The 22,820-nt window shown below is 66.2% G+C and carries 19 protein-coding genes and 1 pseudogene; 13 read left to right on the top strand and 7 right to left on the bottom strand.

What is annotated here, in order from left to right:
* The first annotated feature begins 46 nt into the window (after positions 1-46).
* Positions 47-334 carry a DUF3297 family protein gene (locus AC0QC4_RS07885; RefSeq protein WP_483659233.1) on the top strand — a complete coding sequence of 96 codons (288 nt, stop codon included), beginning with the start codon at positions 47-49 and terminating at the stop codon, positions 332-334.
* A gap of 46 nt (positions 335-380) precedes the next feature.
* Entirely contained in the window at positions 381-1,109 is a 729-nt protein-coding gene (locus AC0QC4_RS07890) for a ParA family protein (protein WP_483659235.1), read from the top strand.
* Positions 1,110-1,302: 193 nt separating this feature from the next.
* Here the strand turns inward: AC0QC4_RS07890 and AC0QC4_RS07895 are convergent, their stop codons facing one another.
* The 3 genes from AC0QC4_RS07895 to AC0QC4_RS07905 form a co-directional block, all read right to left on the bottom strand.
* Positions 1,303-1,875: a CHAP domain-containing protein gene (locus AC0QC4_RS07895; protein WP_483659236.1), complete on the bottom strand. Its 573-nt coding sequence runs from the start codon at positions 1,873-1,875 to the stop codon at positions 1,303-1,305.
* A 174-nt stretch (positions 1,876-2,049) separates the two neighbouring features.
* The gene (locus tag AC0QC4_RS07900) at positions 2,050-4,404 is read right to left on the bottom strand and encodes a putative bifunctional diguanylate cyclase/phosphodiesterase (protein ID WP_483659237.1); all 2,355 of its coding nucleotides are present in this window, start codon (positions 4,402-4,404) and stop codon (positions 2,050-2,052) included.
* 86 nt (positions 4,405-4,490) lie between these two features.
* Positions 4,491-6,296, bottom strand: coding sequence for a fatty acyl-AMP ligase (locus AC0QC4_RS07905; protein ID WP_483659238.1), 1,806 nt, complete (start codon positions 6,294-6,296; stop codon positions 4,491-4,493).
* A gap of 143 nt (positions 6,297-6,439) precedes the next feature.
* Between AC0QC4_RS07905 and AC0QC4_RS07910 the strand changes: the two genes are divergently transcribed.
* The 4 genes and pseudogenes from AC0QC4_RS07910 to AC0QC4_RS07925 form a co-directional block, all read left to right on the top strand.
* Positions 6,440-7,021, top strand: coding sequence for a regulatory protein RecX (locus tag AC0QC4_RS07910; RefSeq protein ID WP_483659239.1), 582 nt, complete (start codon positions 6,440-6,442; stop codon positions 7,019-7,021).
* A 105-nt stretch (positions 7,022-7,126) separates the two neighbouring features.
* Complete coding sequence (locus AC0QC4_RS07915; protein ID WP_483659240.1) at positions 7,127-7,630, top strand: DUF192 domain-containing protein; 504 nt, start codon at positions 7,127-7,129, stop codon at positions 7,628-7,630.
* 37 nt (positions 7,631-7,667) lie between these two features.
* A complete protein-coding gene (locus AC0QC4_RS07920) occupies positions 7,668-8,054 on the top strand; it encodes an NADH:ubiquinone oxidoreductase subunit NDUFA12 (RefSeq protein WP_483659241.1) in 387 nt (128 codons plus the stop codon).
* A gap of 173 nt (positions 8,055-8,227) precedes the next feature.
* A pseudogene (locus AC0QC4_RS07925) lies at positions 8,228-8,464 on the top strand (DUF2155 domain-containing protein); the annotation flags it as partial.
* A gap of 35 nt (positions 8,465-8,499) precedes the next feature.
* Here the strand turns inward: AC0QC4_RS07925 and aat are convergent.
* Positions 8,500-9,297, bottom strand: a complete 798-nt coding sequence (aat, locus tag AC0QC4_RS07930) for a leucyl/phenylalanyl-tRNA--protein transferase (RefSeq protein ID WP_483659242.1) — start codon at positions 9,295-9,297, stop codon at positions 8,500-8,502.
* Between the two features lie 82 nt (positions 9,298-9,379).
* On the opposite strand from aat, the gene AC0QC4_RS07935 reads away from it, so the two are divergent.
* Positions 9,380-9,667, top strand: a complete 288-nt coding sequence (locus AC0QC4_RS07935; protein ID WP_483659243.1) for a hypothetical protein — start codon at positions 9,380-9,382, stop codon at positions 9,665-9,667.
* Between the two features lie 179 nt (positions 9,668-9,846).
* Here AC0QC4_RS07935 and AC0QC4_RS07940 read toward each other — a convergent pair whose 3' ends face one another.
* Positions 9,847-11,442, bottom strand: a complete 1,596-nt coding sequence (locus AC0QC4_RS07940; RefSeq protein ID WP_483659244.1) for an isocitrate lyase — start codon at positions 11,440-11,442, stop codon at positions 9,847-9,849.
* Positions 11,443-11,563: 121 nt separating this feature from the next.
* On the opposite strand from AC0QC4_RS07940, the gene AC0QC4_RS07945 reads away from it, so the two are divergent.
* The 5 genes from AC0QC4_RS07945 to AC0QC4_RS07965 all read left to right on the top strand — a co-directional run bounded on the left by AC0QC4_RS07945 (position 11,564) and on the right by AC0QC4_RS07965 (position 19,888).
* Positions 11,564-12,967, top strand: a complete 1,404-nt coding sequence (locus AC0QC4_RS07945; RefSeq protein WP_483659245.1) for a helix-turn-helix domain-containing protein — start codon at positions 11,564-11,566, stop codon at positions 12,965-12,967.
* Between the two features lie 118 nt (positions 12,968-13,085).
* Positions 13,086-14,474: a TIGR03013 family XrtA/PEP-CTERM system glycosyltransferase gene (locus AC0QC4_RS07950; RefSeq protein WP_483659246.1), complete on the top strand. Its 1,389-nt coding sequence runs from the start codon at positions 13,086-13,088 to the stop codon at positions 14,472-14,474.
* The gene (gene prsK, locus AC0QC4_RS07955) at positions 14,471-16,564 is read left to right on the top strand and encodes an XrtA/PEP-CTERM system histidine kinase PrsK (protein WP_483659247.1); all 2,094 of its coding nucleotides are present in this window, start codon (positions 14,471-14,473) and stop codon (positions 16,562-16,564) included. The genes AC0QC4_RS07950 and prsK overlap by 4 nt, the downstream gene beginning before the upstream one ends.
* Positions 16,561-17,937, top strand: coding sequence for a PEP-CTERM-box response regulator transcription factor (gene prsR, locus AC0QC4_RS07960; RefSeq protein ID WP_483659248.1), 1,377 nt, complete (start codon positions 16,561-16,563; stop codon positions 17,935-17,937). Before prsK ends, prsR begins: the two co-directional genes overlap by 4 nt.
* Positions 17,918-19,888: a tetratricopeptide repeat protein gene (locus tag AC0QC4_RS07965; RefSeq protein ID WP_483659249.1), complete on the top strand. Its 1,971-nt coding sequence runs from the start codon at positions 17,918-17,920 to the stop codon at positions 19,886-19,888. The genes prsR and AC0QC4_RS07965 overlap by 20 nt, the downstream gene beginning before the upstream one ends.
* Before the next feature lie 156 nt (positions 19,889-20,044).
* Here the strand turns inward: AC0QC4_RS07965 and AC0QC4_RS07970 are convergent, their stop codons facing one another.
* Positions 20,045-20,392, bottom strand: a complete 348-nt coding sequence (locus tag AC0QC4_RS07970) for a GntR family transcriptional regulator (RefSeq protein ID WP_483659250.1) — start codon at positions 20,390-20,392, stop codon at positions 20,045-20,047.
* A gap of 65 nt (positions 20,393-20,457) precedes the next feature.
* On the bottom strand, positions 20,458-21,051 hold the full coding sequence (locus tag AC0QC4_RS07975; RefSeq protein ID WP_483659251.1) for a nitroreductase family protein: 594 nt from the start codon (positions 21,049-21,051) through the stop codon (positions 20,458-20,460).
* 162 nt (positions 21,052-21,213) lie between these two features.
* Between AC0QC4_RS07975 and AC0QC4_RS07980 the strand changes: the two genes are divergently transcribed.
* Positions 21,214-22,788 (top strand): peptide MFS transporter, encoded by a 1,575-nt coding sequence (locus AC0QC4_RS07980; protein WP_483659252.1) that lies wholly within the window; start codon positions 21,214-21,216, stop codon positions 22,786-22,788.
* Positions 22,789-22,820 lie beyond the last annotated feature (32 nt).

Here is a 22,820-nt window from a genome sequence, read left to right on the forward strand (position 1 = left end):
AATCTCGCGCCGTCGCGGCAAGGGGCTTCAGCCAAAGGAGTTTCCCATGTCTGACACCCCGCCCGACCGTCTTTCGGTCAATCCGCGCAGCCCGCATTTTGGCGGGGAGTTGCTCAATCGCGGCATCGGCATCCGCTTCAAGGGCAAGCGGCGGCACGATGTCGAGGAGTATTCGATCTCGGAGGGCTGGATCCGCGTGCAGATGGGGCGTTCGCGCGACCGGTTGGGCCAACCGATGACCATCAAGCTGTCCGGCGATGTCGTCGCATGGTTCGAGGATGGGGAAGAGCCTGCTGCCGATGCCGCACCGGCGGCCGGAGACGAACAGGGTTGATCGCCCGCCGCCGATAGCCGACATTGCCGCCAAAGGGAGCAGGTACATGGCGACGGTGGCGGTCTACAACATCAAGGGCGGCGTGGGTAAGACCAGCATTGCCGTCAACCTGGCGTGGAGTGCGTCGCAACGCTCCGCCCGCCGCGTGCTGTTGTGGGATCTCGATGCACAGGGGGCGTCGACCTTCCTGCTCGGCCATGATCCCGGGGTCGGCACCGCGGATCGCGCTGCCGACCTGTTCACCGGTGATGCCAAGCCGCGAACACTGGTGCGCGAGACCGCTTTTGCGCGACTGGACCTGCTGCCGGCTGACCCATCTCTGGCGACGCTCGACCGGGTGCTGCACGAACTGGGCAAGAAGAAGCGGCTCGCCAAGCTGGTCGAGGAACTGGGCAAGGATTACGACCTGATCCTGCTCGATTGCCCTCCGGGCCTCGGCGATCTTGCCGAGCAACTGGCGCGTGCCGCCGATCTGGTGCTGGTGCCGGTGGTGCCGAGCGAGCTTTCCCGCCGCACGCTTACCGCGGTCGAGGACTTCGTCAACGCCAAGCAGGCGCGGTCGGTGCCGTTGATGCCGGTGCATTCGATGGTCGACCGGCGCCGACGGCTGCATCGCGAAGCCGTGGCGGCGGGCGATTGGCCGGGCGTGCCGATGGCGAGCGCGGTGGAACAGATGGCCGAGCGACGCGCGCCTATCGGGGCTTTTGCAGCACGCAGCGCCGCGGGCGGTGCCTATGACGCGTTGTGGCAGCGGGTCGCATCAGCATTGGCTTAGCGCCTTTTCCGGAGCTGCTGTAAGGATATCCTCGCCCGAACAGTAGCCCTGAGCCTGTCGAAGGGCATCGATCGACCAGGCGTTCTTGGGCACGCCCAGCGCCGCAGTTCGAAGAGGCGCGCTGCGACGCGCCCGGTAATTCAACAAAAATCCTAAGGGGCAGAGCCGCTCGTCGCAGCTATTGCCAGCCTGCTCAGCGGCCGACGCGCTCGACGATGGCGGCCAGCTCTCCGCTGGCGTCCGGGGTGAGGGCGGCGAGTTGGACATCGCCGCCGCGAGCGCGGGCAGCATAGCGGGGGGCGAGCTGCTGCGGATAGATGAAGCCCGAAACCGGATTGGGGCGCAGGCCCAAGTCGTTGATGCGGCCGTACCAGACGCGGGCCATCGACCAGTCATTGTTGGGCGAGACGTCAACGACGCGGACGTCGCGCTCGATCTGGCCGCGCCACGACCAGTTGGCGTGGTCGATCAGGATTTCGCGCGAGTTGATGATGCGGCTGACCACGGCGACATGGCCGATCGGCATGGCGCGGGTGCCCGGGAAATGCATCACTGCGCCGACACGCGGCTCGCGGCCACGCTCGTAGCGGCCTTCAGCCTGCGCCCACCAGGTGTTGGCATTGCCGAAGATTTCGACGCCCGAGGCTTCGCGGGCATAAGGAACACATTGCAGGATGGAGGAGGCGAGGGCCGGTACCGCGGTCATGCTGCCTGCGGTCAACAGAGCGGCGGCAATGGCCGTTCGTGCGATACTTTTGAGCTTCATGCGATCCCCGCCTTGCGCTGTTGCGCTTGCTTGCTGGAGATCGCTTGGCCGGGGGCGAGTGGAGGCGCAACCCGTCCATGGCTTGCTCTACGATGAATGGAGCGCGAGTCACGATGGGTTGACTGTGACCAATGTCACAGGTGCCGATCGGTTCCGCGATAATGCCGAATTATATCAGGCGACCGCGCCGCGCCGCGAATCGAGGTAGCGCGAGAAGATGGCGCGGGCATCGCTCGCGCTCATCGGGCGGCCGAAGTGGTAGCCCTGCAGCTTCTTGCAGCCCAGTGCGACGATGGCGTCGGCCTCATCCTGTGTTTCCACGCCTTCCGCGGTCGTCGACATGTCGAGGCTGTCGGCCAGCGCGACCACGGCGCGGATGATGGCGATCGATTCGCGCGCGCCGGTCAGCGCGCCTTTGACGAAGCTGCGGTCGACCTTGATCGTCGAGAACTGGCCCATGCGCAGATAACCGAGCGAGGAATAGCCCGTGCCGAAATCGTCGAGCACCAGCTTGACGCCGAGCCCGCGCACCTGGTCGAGCGTTGCCATCGCACCCGATACCTCGCGCAGGAACACGCTTTCCGTCACTTCGAGCTCGAGCCGCTTGGGCGAGATGCCGCTGTGCGAGAGCGCCTTGACCACGCTGCTGACGAAACCGGGGGCGGAGAGCTGCTCGGCCGAGACGTTGACCGCGACCTTGGTGCTGTCCGGCCAGTTGACCGCTTCGCGGCAGGCGGTTTGGAGCACCCACTCGCCGATCGGGCCGATCAGCCGCGTATCCTCGGCGACCGGGATGAACTTGACCGGGGAAACCGGGCCCAGCTTCTTGCTGTTCCAGCGCAGCAGCGCTTCGAACCCGTCGATGCTGCCATCGGCGCGCACCACCGGCTGGTAATTCACCGTCAACTCGTCGCGCGCCAAGGCGGAACGCAGTTCGATCTCGATCTCGCGCCGCTCACGGGCCTGATCGTGCAGGGTCGGCTCATAGCTGTTGACGCAGCCGCCGCCCTTGTCCTTCGACCGGTAGAGCGCGAGGTCGGCGTTGCGGGTCAGCGCTTCCACCGTCGCGCCGTCACGCGGGCCGATGGCGTAGCCCAGGCTCGCCCCGACATAGAGCGTGTGCTGGTCGATCTCATAAGGCCGGGAGACGATGTCGATGATGCGGTTGCCGAGCCGTTCGACGGTCTCGATGCTGTCGATCTCCCGCATCACCACGCCGAATTCGTCGCCGCCCAGTCGGCCAGCGATCACCTGATCGGTGCACAATTGCTTGAGGCGCGCCGCGACTTGCGCAAGCAGCCGGTCGCCAATCGGATGGCCGAGCGTATCGTTGACCGCCTTGAACCGGTCGAGGTCGATCATCAGGAAGGCGCAACGGCGGCGCCAGGCGCTCGCCTGTTCGAGCGCGCCTGCCAGCGTCTCGTTGAGATAGAGGCGGTTGGGCAGGCCGGTCAGCGCGTCGAAACGGGCGAGGTGCGCAATGCGATCAGCCGAGGCGCGCTGCTCGGTAACATCCGAGCCGACGCCACGGAAGCCGATGAAGCTGTCGTTGGGCCCGATGCTGGGCGAAGCGGAGAGTTCCCACCAGCGGTCGCGACCGTCGATCTTGACCGGCACCAGCAGATTGGCAAAGCTTTCCTTGCGGCTCAGCCGGCTGGCCAGTTCATGCAGCGCGGGCGGAAAATCGCCGGTGTCCCAGGATTCGCCGGCAAGCAGCTGCAGAAAGCCGATGCCCTCCAGCTCCTGCGGATCGCGGCCGGTGGCATGGGCGAAGCGGGGCGAGGGGTGGGTGATGCGGCGCTGGGCGTCGATCTGCCACAGCCAGTCGGCTCCGGCATCCTCGAACTCGCGCAGCAGCAGGCTGACGGTTTCCTTGCGTTCCGCAGCCTTGCGGTTGACCAGCTCGAAGCCCAGCATGTTGCGGGCCTGCGCGGTGATGCCGATGGCGGAAACCAGCGACATCGCAATCGCCGACGCGGCACCGAGCGGATTGCCGGTCCATGCCAGCGTGATGGTGGCAATCACACCGACAGCCGGCATGAACGAGCAGAACATCAACGGCACCGGCATGGTGACAAAGCCATAGACAGCCATCATCCCGGCAAGAATGATCCACCCCTGCAACACCAGGGCATATTGGCCGATGGCCGCGAAAAATATGAGCGGTGCCGCAACGGTAATGGCGGACACGACGCCGAGGCCGATTTCCATGACGACGAAATCGCGATTGCCGGCGCGCCAACCCTCGCTGCGCCGCTCGGCCAGCATCACGCGCGCGCCAACCACCAGGGTGACGAGCGCCAGATAAGGCGCCAGTAGCCAGATGCTGGCCACCGATAGCGCGCTGATGGCAATGCCCAGCGCGGCAATCAACACCGAACTGATCTGCATCAGCCGAAAGCGGGCGACCGCCTCCAACTGCGATATGCGGATTTCGCTGAGATCGACACCGTCCAGATTGCCGCCGAACAGTGCCGCCTTCAGCGGTATATCGATGTGGTCCGAAAGGTCGGCAGTGTGGCGCGTCATGCGCTCCGGCTTACCGCCGCACGGTTAGCGATTGGTTAGCCGCAGCCATTATTTTCGGTATCGCAACGAGAATTTCCGCTGAATTTTCAGGCGGCCAGATCGTAAGTGGCGATCTGACCGGTGAGATACAGATTGCGCGCCTTGGAGCGGCTGAGCTTGCCCGAGCTGGTCTTGGGCAGGGTGCGCGGCGGCACCAGCTCGACGATGCACTGCATGCCGGTGATCGAGCGTACGCGATCGCGGATTTCATCGTGCAGCCGCTGGCGCTCGCCCGGATCGCTGAACCGGCATTGCACCAGTACCGCCGGCGTTTCCTCACCACCCGGCGCGGTGATGGCGAAGGCGGCGATGTCGCCGGCCTTGAAACCCGGCAGTTGCTCGACCGCCCATTCGATATCCTGCGGCCAGTGGTTCTTGCCGTTGATGATGATCATGTCCTTGGCGCGACCGACGATGTAAACATAGCCGTCGGACAGATAGCCCATGTCGCCGGTATCCAACCACATTGTGCCATTGGCGTCACTGACCATGCATGCAGCGGTCGAGTCCTCGTCGCGATAATAGCCGACCATCAGCGACGAGCCGCTGCACCACACCTTGCCGATCTGGCGGTCTGGCAGGATGGCGCCATCGTCATCCCGGATCTCGATCGCCATGTCGCGCGCGGGCTTGCCGCAATTGACAACGGCGCGATAGCGCTGCGGCCGGTCGCTGCGTGTCTCTCCGCCCGAAAGCTGCGTTTCTTCGACCAGTTCCACGACGATGCCTTCTCCCGGCGGCATCAGCGACACGGCGAGCGTCGCCTCGGCGAGGCCATAGCTGGGCAGGAAGGCCGATGCCTTGAACCCGCTCTGCGCAAAGGTATCGACGAAGCGCTGCATCACGTCGGGCCGGATCATGTCTGCACCGTTGCCGGCCACCCGCCAGCGCGACAGATCGAACCGGTCGGCGGCATGTGTCTGGGTCGAGACCCGGCGCGAGCAGATTTCGTAGCCGAAGGTCGGCGAATAGGACAAAGTATTGTCCTTGTTGCGCGTGATCATGTCGAGCCAGGCGAGCGGACGGCGCGCGAAATCCTCGGTCTTCAGGAAATCCACCGACATCTGGTTGGCGACCGGTGACAGCAGACAGCCGACCAGGCCCATGTCATGATACCAAGGCAGCCAGGAAATGCCCCGGTCGCCTTCGCCCATGTGCATGCCATGTGCATGGGCGGCCAGATTGCTCAGCAGAGCGCGGTGGGTGACGGCAACACCGTGCGGGAAGCGGGTGGAACCGCTGCTGTACTGCAGATAAGCAATGGCATCGCCGTCCGCGGGCGGCAGCGGCGCATCCGACTGCGCGGCCTCGGCAAAACCATCCCAATCGATGCCTTCGACGGATTGGGCGGCTGCTGCAGCATGCGCCATCTGGGCAATTTCCGGCGGATAGAACAGGACCGATGGGTGGCAGCTCTGGAGCTGCACCGCGAGCTGCTCGATATAGGCGTCCCGCCCGCCGAACGACGTCGGCAGCGGCAGCGGCACCGGCCAGGCACCGGCGTAGACCGCGCCAAAGAACAGCGCGGCAAACTGCGGGCTGGTTTCGGCGACCAGCGCGACCCGGTCGCCTGCCTTGATGCCGTGCGCGACGAGCCGGCGGGCGGCAGCAATCGCATCCTCGCGCAGTTCGCGGAACGTATAGGGGCGGGTCAGCCGCCCGCGCGCGTCATGGAAGTTGAGCCCGCACGCCCCCTGGGCCGCATAATCCAGCGCCTCGCCCAGCGTCACGAAATCGGCATATCGCCGTGCTATGCCGCCATAGGTCGGCGTCGGGGCGATGCTGCTCTCCGGCGCACCGGTGGTGACGCTGTCGGTCGTTTGGTTCACCCGCTGGGCTCCCTTGTCATTCATTGTGCCGGCCTGGCCGCCAGCGTGGGTTCCGGATGCTGCTCGGGCGCTGACAAGCGCGGCGCAAGCTGCAAGCCTAGCCGACACTTTCCTTTGCCGCCATAGGCGTTCAAATTCAGTCGCGACTGTGGCGAAAGGTGGGCGCGTTGAGCGACGACGGCAAACAGGCGGAATCGACGCAGCGCGGCCGCGGAAACGCGCGGCGTTCGCCGAAGCGCCCTCGTCCGCTGACGGCAGAGGCGCTGTCCGAACTGGCACTGGCCTATGTCGGTCGCTTCGCCACGACCCGGGCAAAGCTGGCGCGCTACTTGGAGCGCAAGCTGCGCGAGCGGGGCTGGGAAAGCGACGCGCCCGCCGACGTCGACGCGCTGGTCGATCGCATCGCGGGCTATGGCTATGTCGATGACGCGGCCTATGCCGAGGCGACGGCACGCCGCCTGACCCGACGTGGCTTCGGCAGCCGGCGGATTGGTGCAGCGCTGCATGCCGCCGGGGTGGCGGATGATGACAGCGTCGCCGCTCGTCAGATCGGTGCCGATCAACGGCTGCAAGCCGCCTTGCGGCTCGCAGAGCGTCGGCGCTGGGGTCCCTATGCCAGCGAGGTGACCACCGACCCCATGCTTCTGCAGAAGCGGCTCGCCACCTTCCTGCGCGCCGGCCATGACGCGGCGCTGGCACGTGCCATTCTGGCGCTGCGCCCGGGAGAAGATTGCGAGCAGCTTGGTTGAGCCAACCGCCGCTTGCGCCGGTGCAGGGCATCGGGCAGGACCATGAGCCGCAGCAGCGGCTGCGGGCACCTTGCCCCGCAAGCCCAAGCCATCGAGGGAGGCCCCATGTCGATAGTGCAACGTCTGACCAGCGGCATGTTCGTCGCGATTGCGGCCTCTGCGCTTGCGCTTGGAGGCTGCTCTGGCAGTGGCGCTGCGGGCAAGGGAGACGGGCCAGTGGCCGCATCGGGCCTGCAGACCGTGCCGCTGACCATTACCGCGGGCGACCGCATCCATCGCTTCACCGTCGAGGTCGCGGCCAGCGAGGCGGAGCAAGCGCGCGGCCTGATGGGGCGCACCGAGCTTGGCCCGAACGAAGGCATGATCTTCCCCTTCCGCCAGCCCAAAATCGCGTCTTTCTGGATGCGCAACACGCTGATCCCGCTCGACATGTTCTTCATCCGGTCTGACGGCAGCATCGACCGCATCGCCGAGAACACTATCCCCAACGACGAGACGCCGATCGCCAGTGGCGGCGAGGTGGCAGCGGTCCTCGAACTCGCCGGTGGCAGCGCGGCGCGGCTGGGCATCGATGAAAGCGCGATTATCCGGTGGGGCGAGGGGCAATAGTATTGCCCGACGGTCGTGCGGAAGCTAAGCGCGGCACATGGGACTCTTCGGCAAGATCATGACATCGTCCGACGGCGCGACGCTGACCACGCTGTTCAGCAGCCGCTTCGGCGCGCAGCAGGTCGGCGCGGATGCCGCAGGCAACCGCTATTACCAGAGCCGCAACGGCAAGCGCCGCTGGGTGCTCTATGCCGACAGCACCGACAGCAGCGTGGTTCCGCCCGAATGGCATGGCTGGCTGCACGGAACGCATGATGCGTTGCCGGAGGAGAGCCTGCCGGCGCCACGGCCGTGGCAGGCGGAAGCCGAGCCCAATCTTACCGGAACCAGCGCAGCCTATCGTCCGGCTGGATCGCTGGAACGCGGCGGCCGCAGGCAGGGCGCAGCCGGCGATTACCAGCCATGGACCCCCGACGCGGCGTGAGCAGTGCAGCCTCCCGCTGGCTGACAGCGTTGACGCTGGCTGGGACCGCGCTGGCGCTGGCCGGATGCGACCGTCGCAACGATGAGGCGCCGCCTCCGCCCGCCGACGCGCGCCCGCTGCCCAAGGCGCGACCCGCCGCAGGTGCCGAGGATCCATATGCCGGCGTCACCACGATGGAAGAGCGCGAGGCGGTGCTCGGCCTGCTCAACAAGCGCAACGGCCTCGTCAGGGATATCACGCTGAAGCCGGGGCAGAGCGTGCGGATCGGCCGTGCGGTGGTGCGTCTGCGCGCGTGCGAGCGCACGGCGCAGTGGGAGTATCCGCAGGAAACCGGCGCCTTCGTGCAGCTCGTGGTGCTTGATCACGGCAGCGAGGACTGGCGGCGGGTGTTTTCCGGCTGGCTATTCAAGGAACGGCCCGACCGCAACGTCGTCCAGCACCCCATCTATGACGTGTTCGTCAAGAGCTGCACGATGCGCTGGCCGGGTGAAATCGAGCTGCGCGAGACCTCGGGCGACTCGTCGAGCAACCGGTCGAGCGCGCCCCAGTCTCCGTCGGCAGCCGCACCCGCGGACGGTGCTGATGCTGCACCGGCAGACCAGGGCCCCGCCGCGCCTCCTGCCGCCGCGCCGACGCCTTCGCCCACCGCTGCCCCCGCTACCGAAGGGTAAAGCAGCTCCAGATAGCGCTGCTGCGATATCTCCACGGCGCCCAGGCTGGCCAGGTGCGGGGTCATGAACTGGCAATCGAGCAGGCTGAAGCCGCCGACCCGCAGCCGTGCAATCAGCGCCGCCATCGCCACCTTCGACGCGTCGGTCTTTCGCGAGAACATCGATTCGCCGAAGAATGCCCGGCCCAGGCTGACGCCGTATAGTCCGCCGACCAGTTCGCCCGCGTGGCGACATTCGACGGAATGGGCGTGGCCGGCGGCGTGGAGCGCGGCGTAGCTCGCCTCGATGGTCGGGTTGATCCAGCTATCCTCGCGCCCTTCCGCGGGCGCGGCGCAGGCGCGCACCACGCCGGCAAAATCGGTGTCGACCGTGATCGTGAACCGGTCCGAGCGGAGGGTTTTGGCCAGCGAGCGTGACAGGTGGAAGCCGTCGAGCGGCAGGATCGCCCGCCATTTCGGCTCGACCCAATAGACTTCGATATCCTCGCGGCTGTCCGCCATCGGGAAAATGCCCGACGCATAGGCGGCCAGCAGCATCGGCACCGGGATCGCCGCTGTCATGGGATGGGACATGCCGCTGCCCGTCTCTGCGCCCGTGGAACCACGCTGCCCCTGTCCGCTTTGTGCCTCCATTGCGATATCGAAGGAGGCGATAATGGTCGAGGAACGGGTAACGGTGCGTGACGACGGTGTCACGCGTGAGGAAGTAACGGAACGCGGCGCGCCGCAGACCGTGATCGTCGAAAAGCGCGGAGGTGGGATAGGATGGGCAGTGCTGATGCTGCTGATCGTCGCTGCGGCGATCGGCTTTTATTTCGTCAGCCAGGCCAACCAGCGTGGTGCCGCTGAAACCGAAGCCGTGACCCAGGCGGCGCAGGATGTCGGCAGGGCCGCCGGCGATGTCGCCGACTCGGTCGGTGAGGCGCTGGACGGCGACAAGTAACCGCACCGACACCCCGCGAAGATTTGCCCGCCGCAGCGCCAGTGGAACGCTGCGGCGGGCAGACTTTCCTCCCCAGGAAAGTTCGTGTGGCACTCTCTCCCAGTGCCGGCCGCGTTGTTACGCAGCGATGTGGGCCTCGATCGGCTGATCAGGCTGCAAACTGGTTCCCACGCAGCCGATCAGGCTGCAAACTGGTTCATTGTGTTGTGGACGCCTCCAGCCTTGAGCGCGGCTTCACCGGCGAAATATTCCTTGTGATCGTCGCCGATATCGCTGCCGCTCATGTTCTGGTGCTTGACGCAGGCGATACCCTCGCGGATTTCCTTGCGCTGCACGCCCTTGACGTAGCCCAGCATGCCGGCCTCGCCGAAATATTCCTTGGCCAGATTGTCGGTGCTGAGCGCCGCCGTGTGATAGGTCGGCAGGGTGATGAGGTGGTGGAAGATGCCGGCGCGTGCTGCCGCATCGCGCTGGAAGGTGCGGATCTTCTCATCGGCTTCGATGGCGAGTTCGGTCCCGTCATAGTCGACGCTCATCAGGCGGGTGCGGTCATAATCGCCGACATCGCGGCCCGCTTCCTTCCAGGCATCGAACACCTGCTGGCGGAAATTGAGCGTCCAGTTGAAGCTCGGCGAATTATTGTAGACCAGCTTGGCGTTGGGCACGACCTCACGGATGCGGTCGACCATCGACGCGATCTGCTCGATGTGCGGCTTTTCGGTCTCGATCCACAGCAGGTCAGCGCCATTTTGCAGGCTGGTGATGCAGTCGAGCACGCAGCGGTCCGCCCCGGTGCCTTCGCGGAACTGGAACAGGTTGCTCGGCAGGCGCTTGGGGCGCAGCAGCTTGCCGTTGCGGTTGAGAATGACATCGCCGTTCCGCGCGGTGGCAGGGTCGATCTCCTCGCAATCGAGGAAGCTGTTATACTGGTCGCCGATATCGCCCGGCTCCTTGGAGACGGCGATCTGCTTGGTGAGGCCAGCGCCCAATGAGTCGGTGCGCGTGACGATGATGCCGTCCTCGACCCCAAGTTCGAGGAAGGCGTAGCGGCATGCACGCACCTTGGCGAGGAAGTCCTCGTGCGGCACGGTGACCTTGCCGTCCTGATGGCCGCACTGCTTTTCGTCGGACACCTGGTTTTCGATCTGCAGCGCGCAGGCGCCCGCCTCGATCATCTTCTTGGCGAGCAGATAGGTCGCCTCGGCGTTGCCGAAACCGGCGTCGATGTCGGCGATGATCGGCACGACATGGGTTTCATAATTGTCGATCGCCGTCTGGATGGCCTTGGCCCGCACCTCGTCACCGGCATCGCGCGCGGCATCGAGATCGCGGAACATCATGCCGAGTTCGCGGGCGTCTGCCTGCTTGAGGAAGGTGTAGAGCTCCTCGATCAGCGCCGGAACGCTGGTCTTCTCGTGCATCGACTGATCAGGCAGGGGGCCGAATTCGCTGCGCAGCGCGGCAACCATCCAGCCCGAAAGATAGAGGTAGCGGCGCTTGGTCGAGCCGAAATGCTTCTTGATGCTGATCATCTTCTGCTGGGCGATGAATCCGTGCCAGCAGCCGAGCGACTGGGTGTAGTTGGCCGGATCGGCGTCATAGGCAGCCATGTCGGCGCGCATGATCTTCGCGGTATAGCGGGCGATGTCGAGACCGGTCTTGAAGCGGTTCTGCGCGCGCATGCGGGCAACGGCTTCGGCGTCGATGCCATCCCACGTGCCCTTGTAGCTCTGGATCAGCGCGCCCGTTTCGGCGATGTCGGTGGAATAGCTCATGTCGGTCTCTCCGTGAGGGAATGGCGGCGGCCTACGCCTGACCTCTGCGACTGGCGAGACGGTTTGCGGTTGACTTGTCACACTTTACAGGATTTCAATGTAAAGTTGTAAGGATCGCACAATGGCTAGCGAACGATCGATCTATCTGGGCCCGCGCTTGAAGCGGCTGCGCCGCGAACTGGGCCTGACGCAGGCGCAAGTCGCTGGCGATCTCGACATTTCCGCTTCCTATGTCGCGCTGCTCGAACGCAACCAGCGCCCGCTCACCGCTGATTTGCTGCTGCGCCTGGCGCGCACCTATCGCCTTGATCTCAGCGACCTCACCGGCGACGGCGGGTCCGATTTCAGCGCCCGGCTGGCCGGCGCGCTCAAGGACCCGATGTTTGCGGACATCGACCTGCCATCGCTGGAGGTAAGCGATGCCGCGAGCAACTTCCCCGGCATCAGCGAGGCCTTCCTGCGGCTTCACACCGCCTGGGCCGAGCGCCAGCTCGAGCTTGCCGATCGCAGTATCGACGAGGGCAGGGCGTTCGAGGGCGGCGACCCGGTTGCCGAAACCGAGCGGTTTCTGGGCGCGCGCAACAATTGCTTCCCCGCGCTCGACGAAGCCGCCGAGGCGATTTCGCTCAAGGCGGCCGAAGCCGGCGGCCTTGCAGCCTATCTCAGGGCGGCACGCGGGCTGCGCGTGCGGCGCGTGCCGTCGGCAGTGCTCGAAGGATCGCAGCGGCGCTTCGATCGCCACCGCGAACAGATCTTGCTCGACGATGCACTCGATACCGCCAGCCAGAACTTCCAGCTCGCCGTGCAAATCGCCTATATCGAGCTGCGCCGGGTGCTCGAAGCCCCGCTCGTCGACGGGCATTTTTCCGGCCCCGCCGGTCGCCAGCTCACCCGCCGCGCGCTTGCCAACTATGCGGCCGCGGCGATCATCATGCCTTACGAGGCGTTCGCCAAGGCTGCCGAGGCGCGGGGATACGACATCGAAGCACTCGCCCGCCAGTTTGGCGCGAGCTTCGAGCAGGTGGCACACCGGCTCACCACCTTGCGCAAGCCGGGCAGGGAGGCTGTGCCCTTCTTCCTCGTCCGGCTCGACCGGGCCGGCAACATTTCCAAGCGCCTCGATGGCGCGGGCTTCCATTTTTCCCGGCAGGGCGGCGGCTGCCCGCTGTGGTCGGTGCATCATGTATTCTCCACACCGCGACAGATCGTCACCCAGTGGATCGAGCTGCCCGACGGCCGCCGTTTCTTCTCAATCGCCCGCACCGTGACCGCTGGTGGCGGTGGGTTCGGGACGATGCGCATCGAGCGCGCGGTGGCGCTGGGCTGCGGCGAAGCGCATGCCGACCGTCTGATCTATACCCGCGTGCAGCCGCAGCTCTCGCCCAAGGATGCGACCCCCATAGGCGTCACCTGCCGGCTGTGCCAGCGGACCGGCTGCGCTGCCCGCGCCGCACCGCCGCTCGGCCGCCAGCTCCTCGCGGACGATTATCATCGCGGATCGACTCCCTTTGCCTTCGACGGATGAAGCTGCTGGGATTATCGACTGGGGGGTGTAAAATTAACCGACAGTCAACCTCGCCCGACTAGGGCGAGGATCGCGGGGCGCTGGTGCCGCCGCGTCGGAGGGGCTGGCAGGATCGACGATGTTCCGCCTGTTCAAACATTACATCCCTCATGCGGTCGCGCTGCTCGGCTTGCTCGATGCAATCATGCTGCTGGTCGCGGCCGAACTGGCCTGGGTCATCCGCGCCAGCCAGATCGGAATGACGGTGGCCCCGCTCGCCGAGCGCTGGGCGCCGGCCGTCAGCTTTGCCATCATCGTCCAGCTCGGCATGGTCGCGGTCGGCGTCTACAGCCCGGAAGCGCTGCAATCCCGGCGTTTCGCGCTGCTGCGTCTGCTCGCCGCCGTGTCGCTTGCCATCATCCTGCTGGCCACGCTTTACTTTCTGTTTCCGACCATCGCGCTTTGGCGCTCCAATCTCGCCTATGCCATGCCGCTGGCGATCCTGTTGCCGATGCTGGTCCGGCTGCTGCTGTCTTCGCTGCTCGGCAGCGAGGCTTTCCGCAGGCGGATATTGGTGCTGGGATCGGGTGAGCGCGCCGCGCGCCTCGCCGAACTGGCGCAGCGCAACGGATCCGGCTTCACCATCGTCGGCTTCGTGACGATGACCGACAAGCCACCGGTCATCCCCGACGCGGTGCACCGCAGCAGCATCGACAGTCTCGCCGACCATGTCGTCGCGCTCAATGCGGGCGAAGTGGTGCTGGCCATCGAGGAACGACGCAACGCGCTGCCTCTCGCCGACCTGCTCAGGGTCAAGACTACCGGCGTGCACGTCAACGATTTCTCCAGCTTCCTCGAGCGGGAAACGGGCCGGGTCGACCTCGCCACCGTCAATCCCAGCTGGTTCATCTTCTCCGACGGCTTCACCGCGGGACAGCGGCTGACCAAGGTGGCCAAGCGCATCTTCGACATCGCCGCCAGCCTGATCGTGCTGACCTTGATGGCACCCGTGTTGCTGCTAGCCGCCATTGCCATAAAGCTGGAGAGCAAGGGGCCTGCGCTGTATCGGCAATCGCGAGTTGGGCGGTATGGCATGCCCTACACCATCACCAAATTGCGTTCGATGCGTCAGGATGCTGAGGTCGCCGGGCAGGCGGTGTGGGCCGCGGAGGACGATCCGCGCATCACCCGGGTCGGCAAGTTTATTCGCATGACCCGCATCGACGAGGTGCCCCAGGCCTGGAACGTGCTGATGGGCCAGATGAGCTTCGTCGGCCCGCGCCCCGAACGGCCGCAATTCGTCGCCGATCTGGAAGCGGAAATACCCTATTATGCCGAACGGCACATGGTGAAGCCTGGGCTGACCGGCTGGGCGCAGATCAACTATCCCTATGGTGCCTCGGTCGACGATGCGCGCGCCAAGCTTGAGTATGATCTCTATTATGCCAAGAATTATACGCCCTTCCTCGATCTGCTGATCCTCCTGCAGACGCTGCGTGTGGTACTGTGGCCGGAGGGCGCACGATGAGCGAGCTCAGCCGCTTCGATCCCTTCGGCATGGAAACGCTGTTCGCGCTGATCGCAGCGCTCTCCTTCACCGCACTGGCGCTGGCCAGCGTGGTGCGGCGGTCGATGTTCGGCCAGCGGGCCTATGTCGTGGCCCTTGCAGCGACGGCGATCTGGCTGTTCGTGCTGGCCATTGCCGGCTCCGCCCACGTCGCATCTGTGCTGTCCGAGGCAGCGCGCAATCTTGCCTGGCTGTGGTTCATGGCCGCGGTCGCGGGAGAGCGCGAAGCGCCGGGACGGATCGGGCCCGTCGGCTGGATTTACATCGGCCTGTGCGCGCTGGAAGCGGCCCTGGGGCTGCTTGTCGCCATGACCAGCACTAAGGTGCTGGCCCCGTCCGTGGCGCATATGCTGCACATCCTGCAGATGCTGTTCGCTGCGGGCGCGCTCGTGCTGGTGCATAATCTGGTCGAGAGCGGGCGTCCCGAGGAGCGGCGCGGGCTGGCCTTGCCGCTCGGCGCGCTGACCGGGCTGTGGGCCTATGATCTCAACCTTTACGCCATCGCCTATCTGAGCGGCCAGCCTGCCGAACTGCTGGAAACACTGCGCCCGCTCGCCGCGCTGATCATCGCTACCGCTCTCGCCATCGCTGTTTTGCGCCCGGTCAACCAATCGATCCGCCTGTCCCGCCCGGTGGCGCTGCGCAGCCTCGGGCTGGCGGCGATCTGCGGCTGGCTGGCCCTGCTCGCGCTGTTCGCTGCCATCGTCGACAGCGCCGGCGGCGATTTCTCGAGCCGGGCGCAGGTCGGCGTGCTCGCCGCCGCGATCACCGCGATGGCGCTGCTGTTCCTTTCGCCCCGCTTGCGCGCGCTGGTGCGTGTGTGGACGGTCAAGCATTTCTTCGAGCACCGCTACGATTATCGCGCTGAGTGGCTTCGTTTCACCGCGACGCTGCACCGACCCGAAGACGGGCGGCTGTCGCTGCCGGCGAGGGTCATCAAATCGATCGTCGACATGGTGGAAGCGCATGGCGGCCTGCTGATCGGCCGCGATCCCGGCGGCCACTTCGTGCTCGCCGCCGAGTGGCCGAGCGGCACCATGAGCTGGCGCGCCGACGCGCAGTGGGACAGGTTCGCCGCCTGGCTCGCGGCCAGCGGCCGCATCGTCCAGTTCGACGAGGTGCGTGCAAGCAAGGCCCCCGAGGAGGAAGTGGCGAGAACCCCCGATTGGGTGATTGCCGATCGTGACCACTGGATCGCCGTCCCGCTCGACAATCAGGGCGAGCTCGAAGGGTTCCTGCTGCTCTCGCGCCCGCTGATCGACCGCGCGCTCGACTGGGAGGATTTCGACCTGCTCAAGGTTGCCGGGCGGCAGGCAGCAAGTCACCTCGCCGAGGCGAGGCGCTCAGAGGCGCTGGCCGAAAGCGGGCGGTTCGAGGAATTCCACCGGCGCTTCGCCTTCATGATGCATGACGTCAAGAATCTGGCGAGCCAGATGGGCGTGCTGGCGCGCAATGCCGAGCGGCACGGTGACAATCCCGAATTCCGCGTCGACATGATCGAGACGCTCAAGCTATCAGCCGAGCGGCTTTCCCAATTGATGCAGCGGTTGTCGCAGCAGGATCAGGTGCGCGTCAGCAGGCTGGAGCCAGTCGACGTTGCTGCGGTTGCGCGGCGCGTGGCGCACGTCAAGAACGCGCTGCACCCGGTCGAGGTGCTGGTCGACGGCGAAGGTCGCGCCGAGGGCGAGAGCGAAACCGTCGAGCAGCTGCTCGTCCATCTGGTGCAGAACGCCATCGACGCCAGCGCTCCGCAACATCCGGTGCGCCTGCGCGTGGTTGCCCGGGCCGATGCCGTCACTGTCGACGTCGAGGACCGCGGCGTCGGCATGAGCCCGGAATTCGTCCGCAATCATCTGTTCCGCCCGTTCTCGTCGACCAAGGCCGGCGGCTTCGGCATCGGCGCCTATCAGGCGCGCCGCTTGGCCGAAGCGATGGGCGGCAGCCTGACCGTCGAAAGCCGCGAGGGCCAAGGCACCCGTTTCACCCTGACACTGCGTCCGGCCGACCGGGCGGCGCGGATTTCCCCCTCAATCTCCAGCGAGGCAGCATGAGCCGGATGGACAGCATCACCAAACCCAAGTTGCTGGTGGTCGAAGATGACCCCGGGCTGCAGCGACAGCTGAAATGGGCCTATGAAGACTATGAGGTGCTCGTTGCGGGCTCTCGCGAGGAAGCGCTGACCCTGTTGCGCGCGGAAGAGCCGCAGGTGGTCACCCTCGATCTCGGCCTGCCGCCCGATCCCGATGGGGTCAGCGAGGGCTTCCGTACGCTCGGCGAGATTTTGCGGCTTGCCCCCGAGACCAAGGTCGTGATTGCGTCGGGCCACAATGCCCATGAAAGCGCGCTGACCGGCATTGCCGCGGGTGCGTGGGATTTCTATCGCAAGCCGGTCGACATCGACGAGCTTGGCGCCATCGTCCGTCGCGCCTTCCACGTCCGTGCGCTGGAGGTAGAGAACCGGCGGCTGATGGGGGCGATTCCGGGTGAGCTGACCATGCTTGGCGGCCTGATCACCGCCGCGCCGGAAATGGCGAAGGTCACGCGCACCATCGAGAAGGTCGCCGCGGCGAATGTATCGGTGATGCTGCTTGGCGCCAGCGGCACCGGCAAGGAATTGCTGGCGCGCGGGCTGCACGACTGCTCGCCGCGCCGCGACAAGGCGTTCATCGCCATCAACTGCGCGGCGATCCCTGATACGCTTCTCGAAAGCGAGCTGTTTGGGCACGAAAAGGGGGCCTTTACCGGCGCGGTAAAAACCACTGAGGGCAAGATCGAGCAGGCCGATGGCGGGACATTGTTCCTCGACGAAATCGGCGACATTCCGCTGCCGTTGCAGGTCAAGCTGCTGCGTTTCCTGCAGGAGCGGGTGATCGAACGGATCGGCGGGCGCAAACCCATCCCGGTCGACACGCGCATCGTCTGCGCGACCCACCGCGATCTCAAGGCGATGGTCGCCGACGGCAGCTTCCGCGAGGATCTCTACTATCGGCTGGCCGAAATCGTCATCCCCATCCCCGGCCTCAGCGAGCGGCCTGGCGATGCGGTGCTGCTCGCCCGCCATTTCCTGACCCGCTATGCCAGCGAGACGGGCACCTCGGCGCGCGACCTGTCGCCCGACGCGGCCGAGGCGGTCGAACGCTGGACATGGCCTGGCAATGTGCGAGAGCTGGAAAACCGCATCAAGCGCGCGGCGATCATGGCCGATGGCAAGATGGTCACCGCCGCCGATCTCGATCTCGACACCGGCAACGACGATGCCGGGTTTCTCAACTTGCGGCAGGTCCGCGAGGCAGCCGAGCGCGTGGCGATCGGCCGGGCGCTGTCGATGAGCGAGGGCAATGTCTCTGCCGCGGCGCGTCTGCTCGGCGTCAGTCGGCCGACCTTGTACGATCTGATGAAGAGCCATGGTTTCGGCGCCGCCTAGCGTCCGCAAGGCGCGCCGCGCTGCGGCCCGCTCCAACAACAGCGGTGGGTTCGCGCGCAAGGCCGTGCTCGGCGTGCTGATCCTGATCGGCATCGCCGCGCTGGCATTTGCAGCGCTGCGCATCAATGCCGCGCTCGCCGATCCGGCAGAACGCGGACGTGCCGCTTTGGCGGCCGGAGATTACCGCGCCGCACAGGTCGATCTGTCCGCCGCCCTCGCCGAAACACCGAACGATCAGTCGCTGCGCATCGATCTGGCGCGCGCCCTCAACCGGTTGGAGCGCGGGGTGGAGGCCGAGCGGCAACTGCGGCGGGCCCGGGACATGGGCACCGATGAAACGCGGCTGCGCGCGGGCCTCGCGCGAGCGCTGCTGGTGCAGGATCGCCCGGCCGACGCGCTGGCGATGCTGACCGGCCCGGTCGCGGCCGCCGACGCAACCGAGGCACTGATTGTCGCTGGAGAGGCCAGCTATCGCCTCGGCCGTTTCGATGCCGCGCAGCGCGCCTTTACCCGCGCCGTGGATCGCGGCGGGGTCGACGCCTTTATCGCCGTCGCCCGCTGGCGGCTGGCCGAGCAGGACATGTTGCAGGCCGAACGCGCTGCCAACCAGGCTCTCGCTCTGGCCCCAGACTCACCCGAAGCCTTGCTGGTGCGCGCCGACGTCGTGCTGGAACGGGCCGGACCGGTCGCTGCTTTGCCATGGTATGCGGCCGCGCTGGACGTGCAGCCCCGCCATGTCGGCGCATTGCTCGGCCATGCCGCGGCCCTGGGCGAGGCCGGGCGCGGCCGCGCGATGCTGGCTCCGCTGCGCCGCGCCGCCGAACTCGAACCCAACAACCCGCACGTGCTCTATCTGCAGGCTGTGCTGGCGGCGCGCGGCGGCGAGCCGGCGCTGGCGCGCACCCTGCTGTCGCGCATCGGCGGCGCAGAGGCTGACCGCTCCGCCGTGTTGCTGCTGCGCGCCGCCTGCGAATTGGCGCTCGACGCCCCGGTCGCCGCACGCGGCGCAGCAGCGCGCCTGGTCGAACGGCAGCCCGACAATCGGGTCGCACGTCGGCTGCTGGCGCTGGCCCTGCTGCGGGAAGACAATATCCGCGGCGCCATCGAAGTGATCGACCCCATCACCACCCGCTCGGATGCCGACAGCTGGTCGCTGTCGCTGCTTGCCCGCGCCTTCGGCGGCATGGGCTGGCATGCGGACGCCGTGCAGCCGCTCGAGCGCGCGGCGCTGCTGGCGCATGGCGATCCGGCTGCATTTCGTGCCGAGCAGGTCGAAAACAACGGCAGCGAGGCGCGAGCGACGATCCCCGCCATCCGGGCGCGGCTCGCAGCAGCCGATGCCGCTGCAGCCTATGATCTCGCGCAGAGCTTGGCGCGCGACAATCCGGGTGTCCCCGAAGCGCGGCTGCTGGTCGGCGATGCCGCGCTGGCGCTGGGCGATGTGCGTGCCGCCATCGGCCACTATCGCGCCGCCGCCGATCTGAGGTTCGATGAAGCAGCGATGCTGCGTCTGGTCGGCGCGCTGGTGCGGGGCGGAGATAGGGCAGCGGCGCGGGAGACGGTACAGGCGTTCATGGCGCGCTGGCCGGAAAATGTCGCGGCGATGCGCATCGCTGCGGGCATGGCTGGGGAGAGCGGCGATTGGGCACAGGCCGAGGCCTATCTCAATGCTGCCATCGACCGAACCGGCCCAAACGATGCGCTGCTGGAGGCCCAATCGGCCCGTGCACGGCTGGAGCAGGGCGATGCATCTGGAGCGCTGGTGGCGGCGCGGCGGGCCTATCGGCTGATGCCCGGCAATGCCACGATCAGCGGTGTCTACGGCCGCGCGCTGCAGCTCAGCGGAGAAGGGCAGGGGCAGGATTCGGCCGACCTGCTGCTCAAGGCCGTGCGGCTGGCACCCGACGATAGCGTCCTGCAGGCATGGTATAGCGAGCGAGACCGGCGTTGAGTCACCTAATGCCGCGCGCCTGGCGCGCCGCTGACGGCAAGCGCTTTCCCTGATTGCCTGGACCAAAGCCGTAGCCGTGCGCTTGTCGAAGAGTGCGTATCGTAGAGGCGTGCTGCAACAGGTCGGCGCGACGCGTCAGTTGAAAAGGGAAGGGCCCTAAACGTCCGCGCGGTCGAGCAAATCCTCGACATCGATGTCGAGGCGCCTGATCTGCTCGGCCACCGGCGGCCACACCGATGCTAGGAATTCAGCACGCAGCCGTGCGCGCAAGGTGGTGGCGGCACCGGGCGCAACGAACATGCCGACCCCGCGCCGCACCGATACCAGGCCTTCGTCCTGGAAGCTCTGATAGGCCTTGGCGACCGTCAGCGGGTTGGCGCCATGCTCGGCCGCGAGCGCGCGGACCGACGGCAGCATGTCCCCGTCGCGGAAGTCACCATCGAGAATGCCGGCGGCGATCACGTCGCGGAGGCGTTGGTACACTGGCTTGCTATTGTCGAGCATCGCTGCCTTATGACAGTGACACAGTGGGAATGCAAGCGCGAAACAAGATTACAAATGTAGTTCGTTCAGCGCCAGTTTCCGTCCCATTGCTGCATAACTTGCGCAAGCTCGGGTCGTGGCCTTTCCTCGAGCGGTTTGGCGGGCGAGCCGATGAAGAAGAATCCGGCCACGCGATCGTTGGGCGCCACCGCGCCCAGCGTGCGGGCCACCGCCTCGCTTTCTGCTGCCCAGCCGGTCAGCCAGTTGGCGACAAAGCCATGCGCGTGCGCGGCATTGAGCAGCTGCATCGCCGCAGCGCCAACCGAAAGCTGCTGCTCCCACAGCGGAATCTTGTGCGGCTGGACCGGGGTGGAGAGCAGGGCGATCATCACCGGCGCCTGCCGCGGAAAGGCATCCATTGCCTCTATCTCCAGCCGCCCCGCCTCCGGCCGGGCAGCGCGATAGGCATCGACCAGCATCGCGGCAAAACTCTCCCGCTGCTCGGGCGCGATGACCACGAACCGCCACGGCGCGAGCTTGCCGTGGTCGGGCACGCGGGCTGCGATGGAAATGATGTCGGCAAGCTGTTCGGGTGAGGGGCCGGGCGCGATCATGTCGCGTGCCTTGCCCGAGCGGCGCGAGCGCAGGAGCGCCAGCGGAGTGGAGGTGTCGTTGAACATGGCAGAGCCCTATCGCCTGGGTGCCGGTGCGACAATCGGGGCCCTGCCGCGCAACGACAATTAATCTTGGCAAGACATTTTATTGCGTTAGGGTCGCCGGCTTAGCCCGGACGGCCAACAGGTCGCCGGATCTGCACAGGGTTTCAGGAAAGGGTCGGCTGCATGGCCACATCATATTCGCAGGACGGGGATGCCGCAGGCACCTTCCTCGGCCATCCCAAGGGTCTGTTCGTCTTGTTCTTTGCCGAGATGTGGGAGCGATTCTCCTACTATGGCATGCGGGCGCTGCTGATTTTCTACCTCACCAAGCACTGGCTGTTCTCTGACGCGCAGGCCGGCGTCATCTATGGTGCCTATACCGCGCTGGTTTACATTACGCCGGTGCTCGGCGGCTATCTTGCGGACAAGTGGCTGGGCCAGCGCAAGGCGGTGACCTATGGCGCGGTCTTGCTGACCTTTGGGCACTTCCTGATGGGTTTCGAAGGCAATGGCGGGCAGGATGCCGCCAGCCTCAACATCTTCTGGCTGGCGCTGGCCTTCATCATCGTCGGCTCCGGCTTCCTCAAGGCCAATATCTCGGTGATCGTCGGCCAGCTCTATCCGCGCACCGATGTGCGCCGCGACGGCGCCTACACCATCTTCTACATGGGAATTAACCTCGGCGCGTTCCTCGGCTCGCTGCTGTGCGGCTATGTCGGTGAAACCTATGGCTGGGCCTATGGCTTCGGCCTCGCCGGTTTCGGCATGCTGGCAGGGCTCATCGTGTTCGTGATGTTCAAGCCGCTGCTGCTCGGCCGCGGCGAAGCACCGGATGCCGCCAAGCTCGCTTCGCCGGTAATGGGCATCAAGTTCGAATGGCTGCTCTATCTGGTCGGTATCCTGGCTGTCGGCGCCTGCTGGTGGATGGTACAGAATCAGGCCGTGGTCGGCACGCTGCTCGGCATTTCGGGCGCCATCCTGGTGCTCTATGTGCTGTTCACCGCCGTCGTGAAGCTCGATCCGCATGCACGCGATCGCATCTTCGCGGCGATGTTCCTGATCATCGGTTCGATCCTGTTCTGGGCTTTGTTCGAGCAGGCCGGATCGTCGCTCAACCTCTACACCGATCGTTATGTCGATCGCGCCGGTGTCCCCGCTTCGGTGTTCCAGTCGGTCAACGCCATGTACATCGTGCTGCTGGCGCCGCTGTTCGCGACGCTGTGGACGTGGCTCGGGCGCCGCGGTCTTGAACCCTCCGCTCCGGCCAAGTTCGGCCTGGCGCTGATGCAGCTCGGCCTCGGCTTCCTCGTCCTCGTCTGGGGCGCGGCGACCGGAGAGATGACGCCGGTGCTGTTCATCTTCCTCATCTACCTGCTCCACACCACTGGTGAGCTTTGCCTGTCGCCGGTCGGGCTCAGCGCAATGAACCGGCTCGCTCCGGCACATATGGCCAGCCTGATCATGGGCACCTGGTTCTTTGCGTCGGCCACCGGCAATTTTGCTGCCGGGCTGATCGCTGCCGCGACCGGCTCCGAGGCGGCCTCGGGCGAAGGTGCGGGCAAGCAGGTGGTGCTCGATGTCTACAGCCAGATCGGCTGGGTGGCGATTGCCGTCGGGGTGGGCGTGCTGCTCATCTCGCCGCTCATCAAGAAGCTGATGCACCTCGACACGCTCAAGGACGATGACGCCATCGCCGGGGCCAGCGAAGCTGCCGAGTCGCAGGCCGCCGGGGTCCACCCGGCTCCCAAGGCTGGCTGAACCCAAACAAGGGCGGCGGGGCATCGGCTCCG

The organism is Sphingomonas sp. jy18, assembly GCF_056931895.1.

Excerpts from the sequence above, each read along its gene's own strand:
- AC0QC4_RS07885 (WP_483659233.1), top strand. The coding sequence starts at position 47 with ATGTCTGACACCCCGCCCGACCGTCTTTCGGTCAATCCGCGCAGCCCG.
- AC0QC4_RS07890 (WP_483659235.1), top strand. The coding sequence starts at position 381 with ATGGCGACGGTGGCGGTCTACAACATCAAGGGCGGCGTGGGTAAGACC.
- AC0QC4_RS07895 (WP_483659236.1), bottom strand. The coding sequence starts at position 1,875 with ATGAAGCTCAAAAGTATCGCACGAACGGCCATTGCCGCCGCTCTGTTG.
- AC0QC4_RS07900 (WP_483659237.1), bottom strand. The coding sequence starts at position 4,404 with ATGACGCGCCACACTGCCGACCTTTCGGACCACATCGATATACCGCTG.
- AC0QC4_RS07905 (WP_483659238.1), bottom strand. The coding sequence starts at position 6,296 with ATGAATGACAAGGGAGCCCAGCGGGTGAACCAAACGACCGACAGCGTC.
- AC0QC4_RS07915 (WP_483659240.1), top strand. The coding sequence starts at position 7,127 with ATGTCGATAGTGCAACGTCTGACCAGCGGCATGTTCGTCGCGATTGCG.
- AC0QC4_RS07920 (WP_483659241.1), top strand. The coding sequence starts at position 7,668 with ATGGGACTCTTCGGCAAGATCATGACATCGTCCGACGGCGCGACGCTG.
- aat (WP_483659242.1), bottom strand. The coding sequence starts at position 9,297 with ATGTCCCATCCCATGACAGCGGCGATCCCGGTGCCGATGCTGCTGGCC.
- AC0QC4_RS07935 (WP_483659243.1), top strand. The coding sequence starts at position 9,380 with ATGGTCGAGGAACGGGTAACGGTGCGTGACGACGGTGTCACGCGTGAG.
- AC0QC4_RS07940 (WP_483659244.1), bottom strand. The coding sequence starts at position 11,442 with ATGAGCTATTCCACCGACATCGCCGAAACGGGCGCGCTGATCCAGAGC.
- AC0QC4_RS07945 (WP_483659245.1), top strand. The coding sequence starts at position 11,564 with ATGGCTAGCGAACGATCGATCTATCTGGGCCCGCGCTTGAAGCGGCTG.
- AC0QC4_RS07950 (WP_483659246.1), top strand. The coding sequence starts at position 13,086 with ATGTTCCGCCTGTTCAAACATTACATCCCTCATGCGGTCGCGCTGCTC.
- prsK (WP_483659247.1), top strand. The coding sequence starts at position 14,471 with ATGAGCGAGCTCAGCCGCTTCGATCCCTTCGGCATGGAAACGCTGTTC.
- prsR (WP_483659248.1), top strand. The coding sequence starts at position 16,561 with ATGAGCCGGATGGACAGCATCACCAAACCCAAGTTGCTGGTGGTCGAA.
- AC0QC4_RS07965 (WP_483659249.1), top strand. The coding sequence starts at position 17,918 with ATGGTTTCGGCGCCGCCTAGCGTCCGCAAGGCGCGCCGCGCTGCGGCC.
- AC0QC4_RS07970 (WP_483659250.1), bottom strand. The coding sequence starts at position 20,392 with ATGCTCGACAATAGCAAGCCAGTGTACCAACGCCTCCGCGACGTGATC.
- AC0QC4_RS07975 (WP_483659251.1), bottom strand. The coding sequence starts at position 21,051 with ATGTTCAACGACACCTCCACTCCGCTGGCGCTCCTGCGCTCGCGCCGC.
- AC0QC4_RS07980 (WP_483659252.1), top strand. The coding sequence starts at position 21,214 with ATGGCCACATCATATTCGCAGGACGGGGATGCCGCAGGCACCTTCCTC.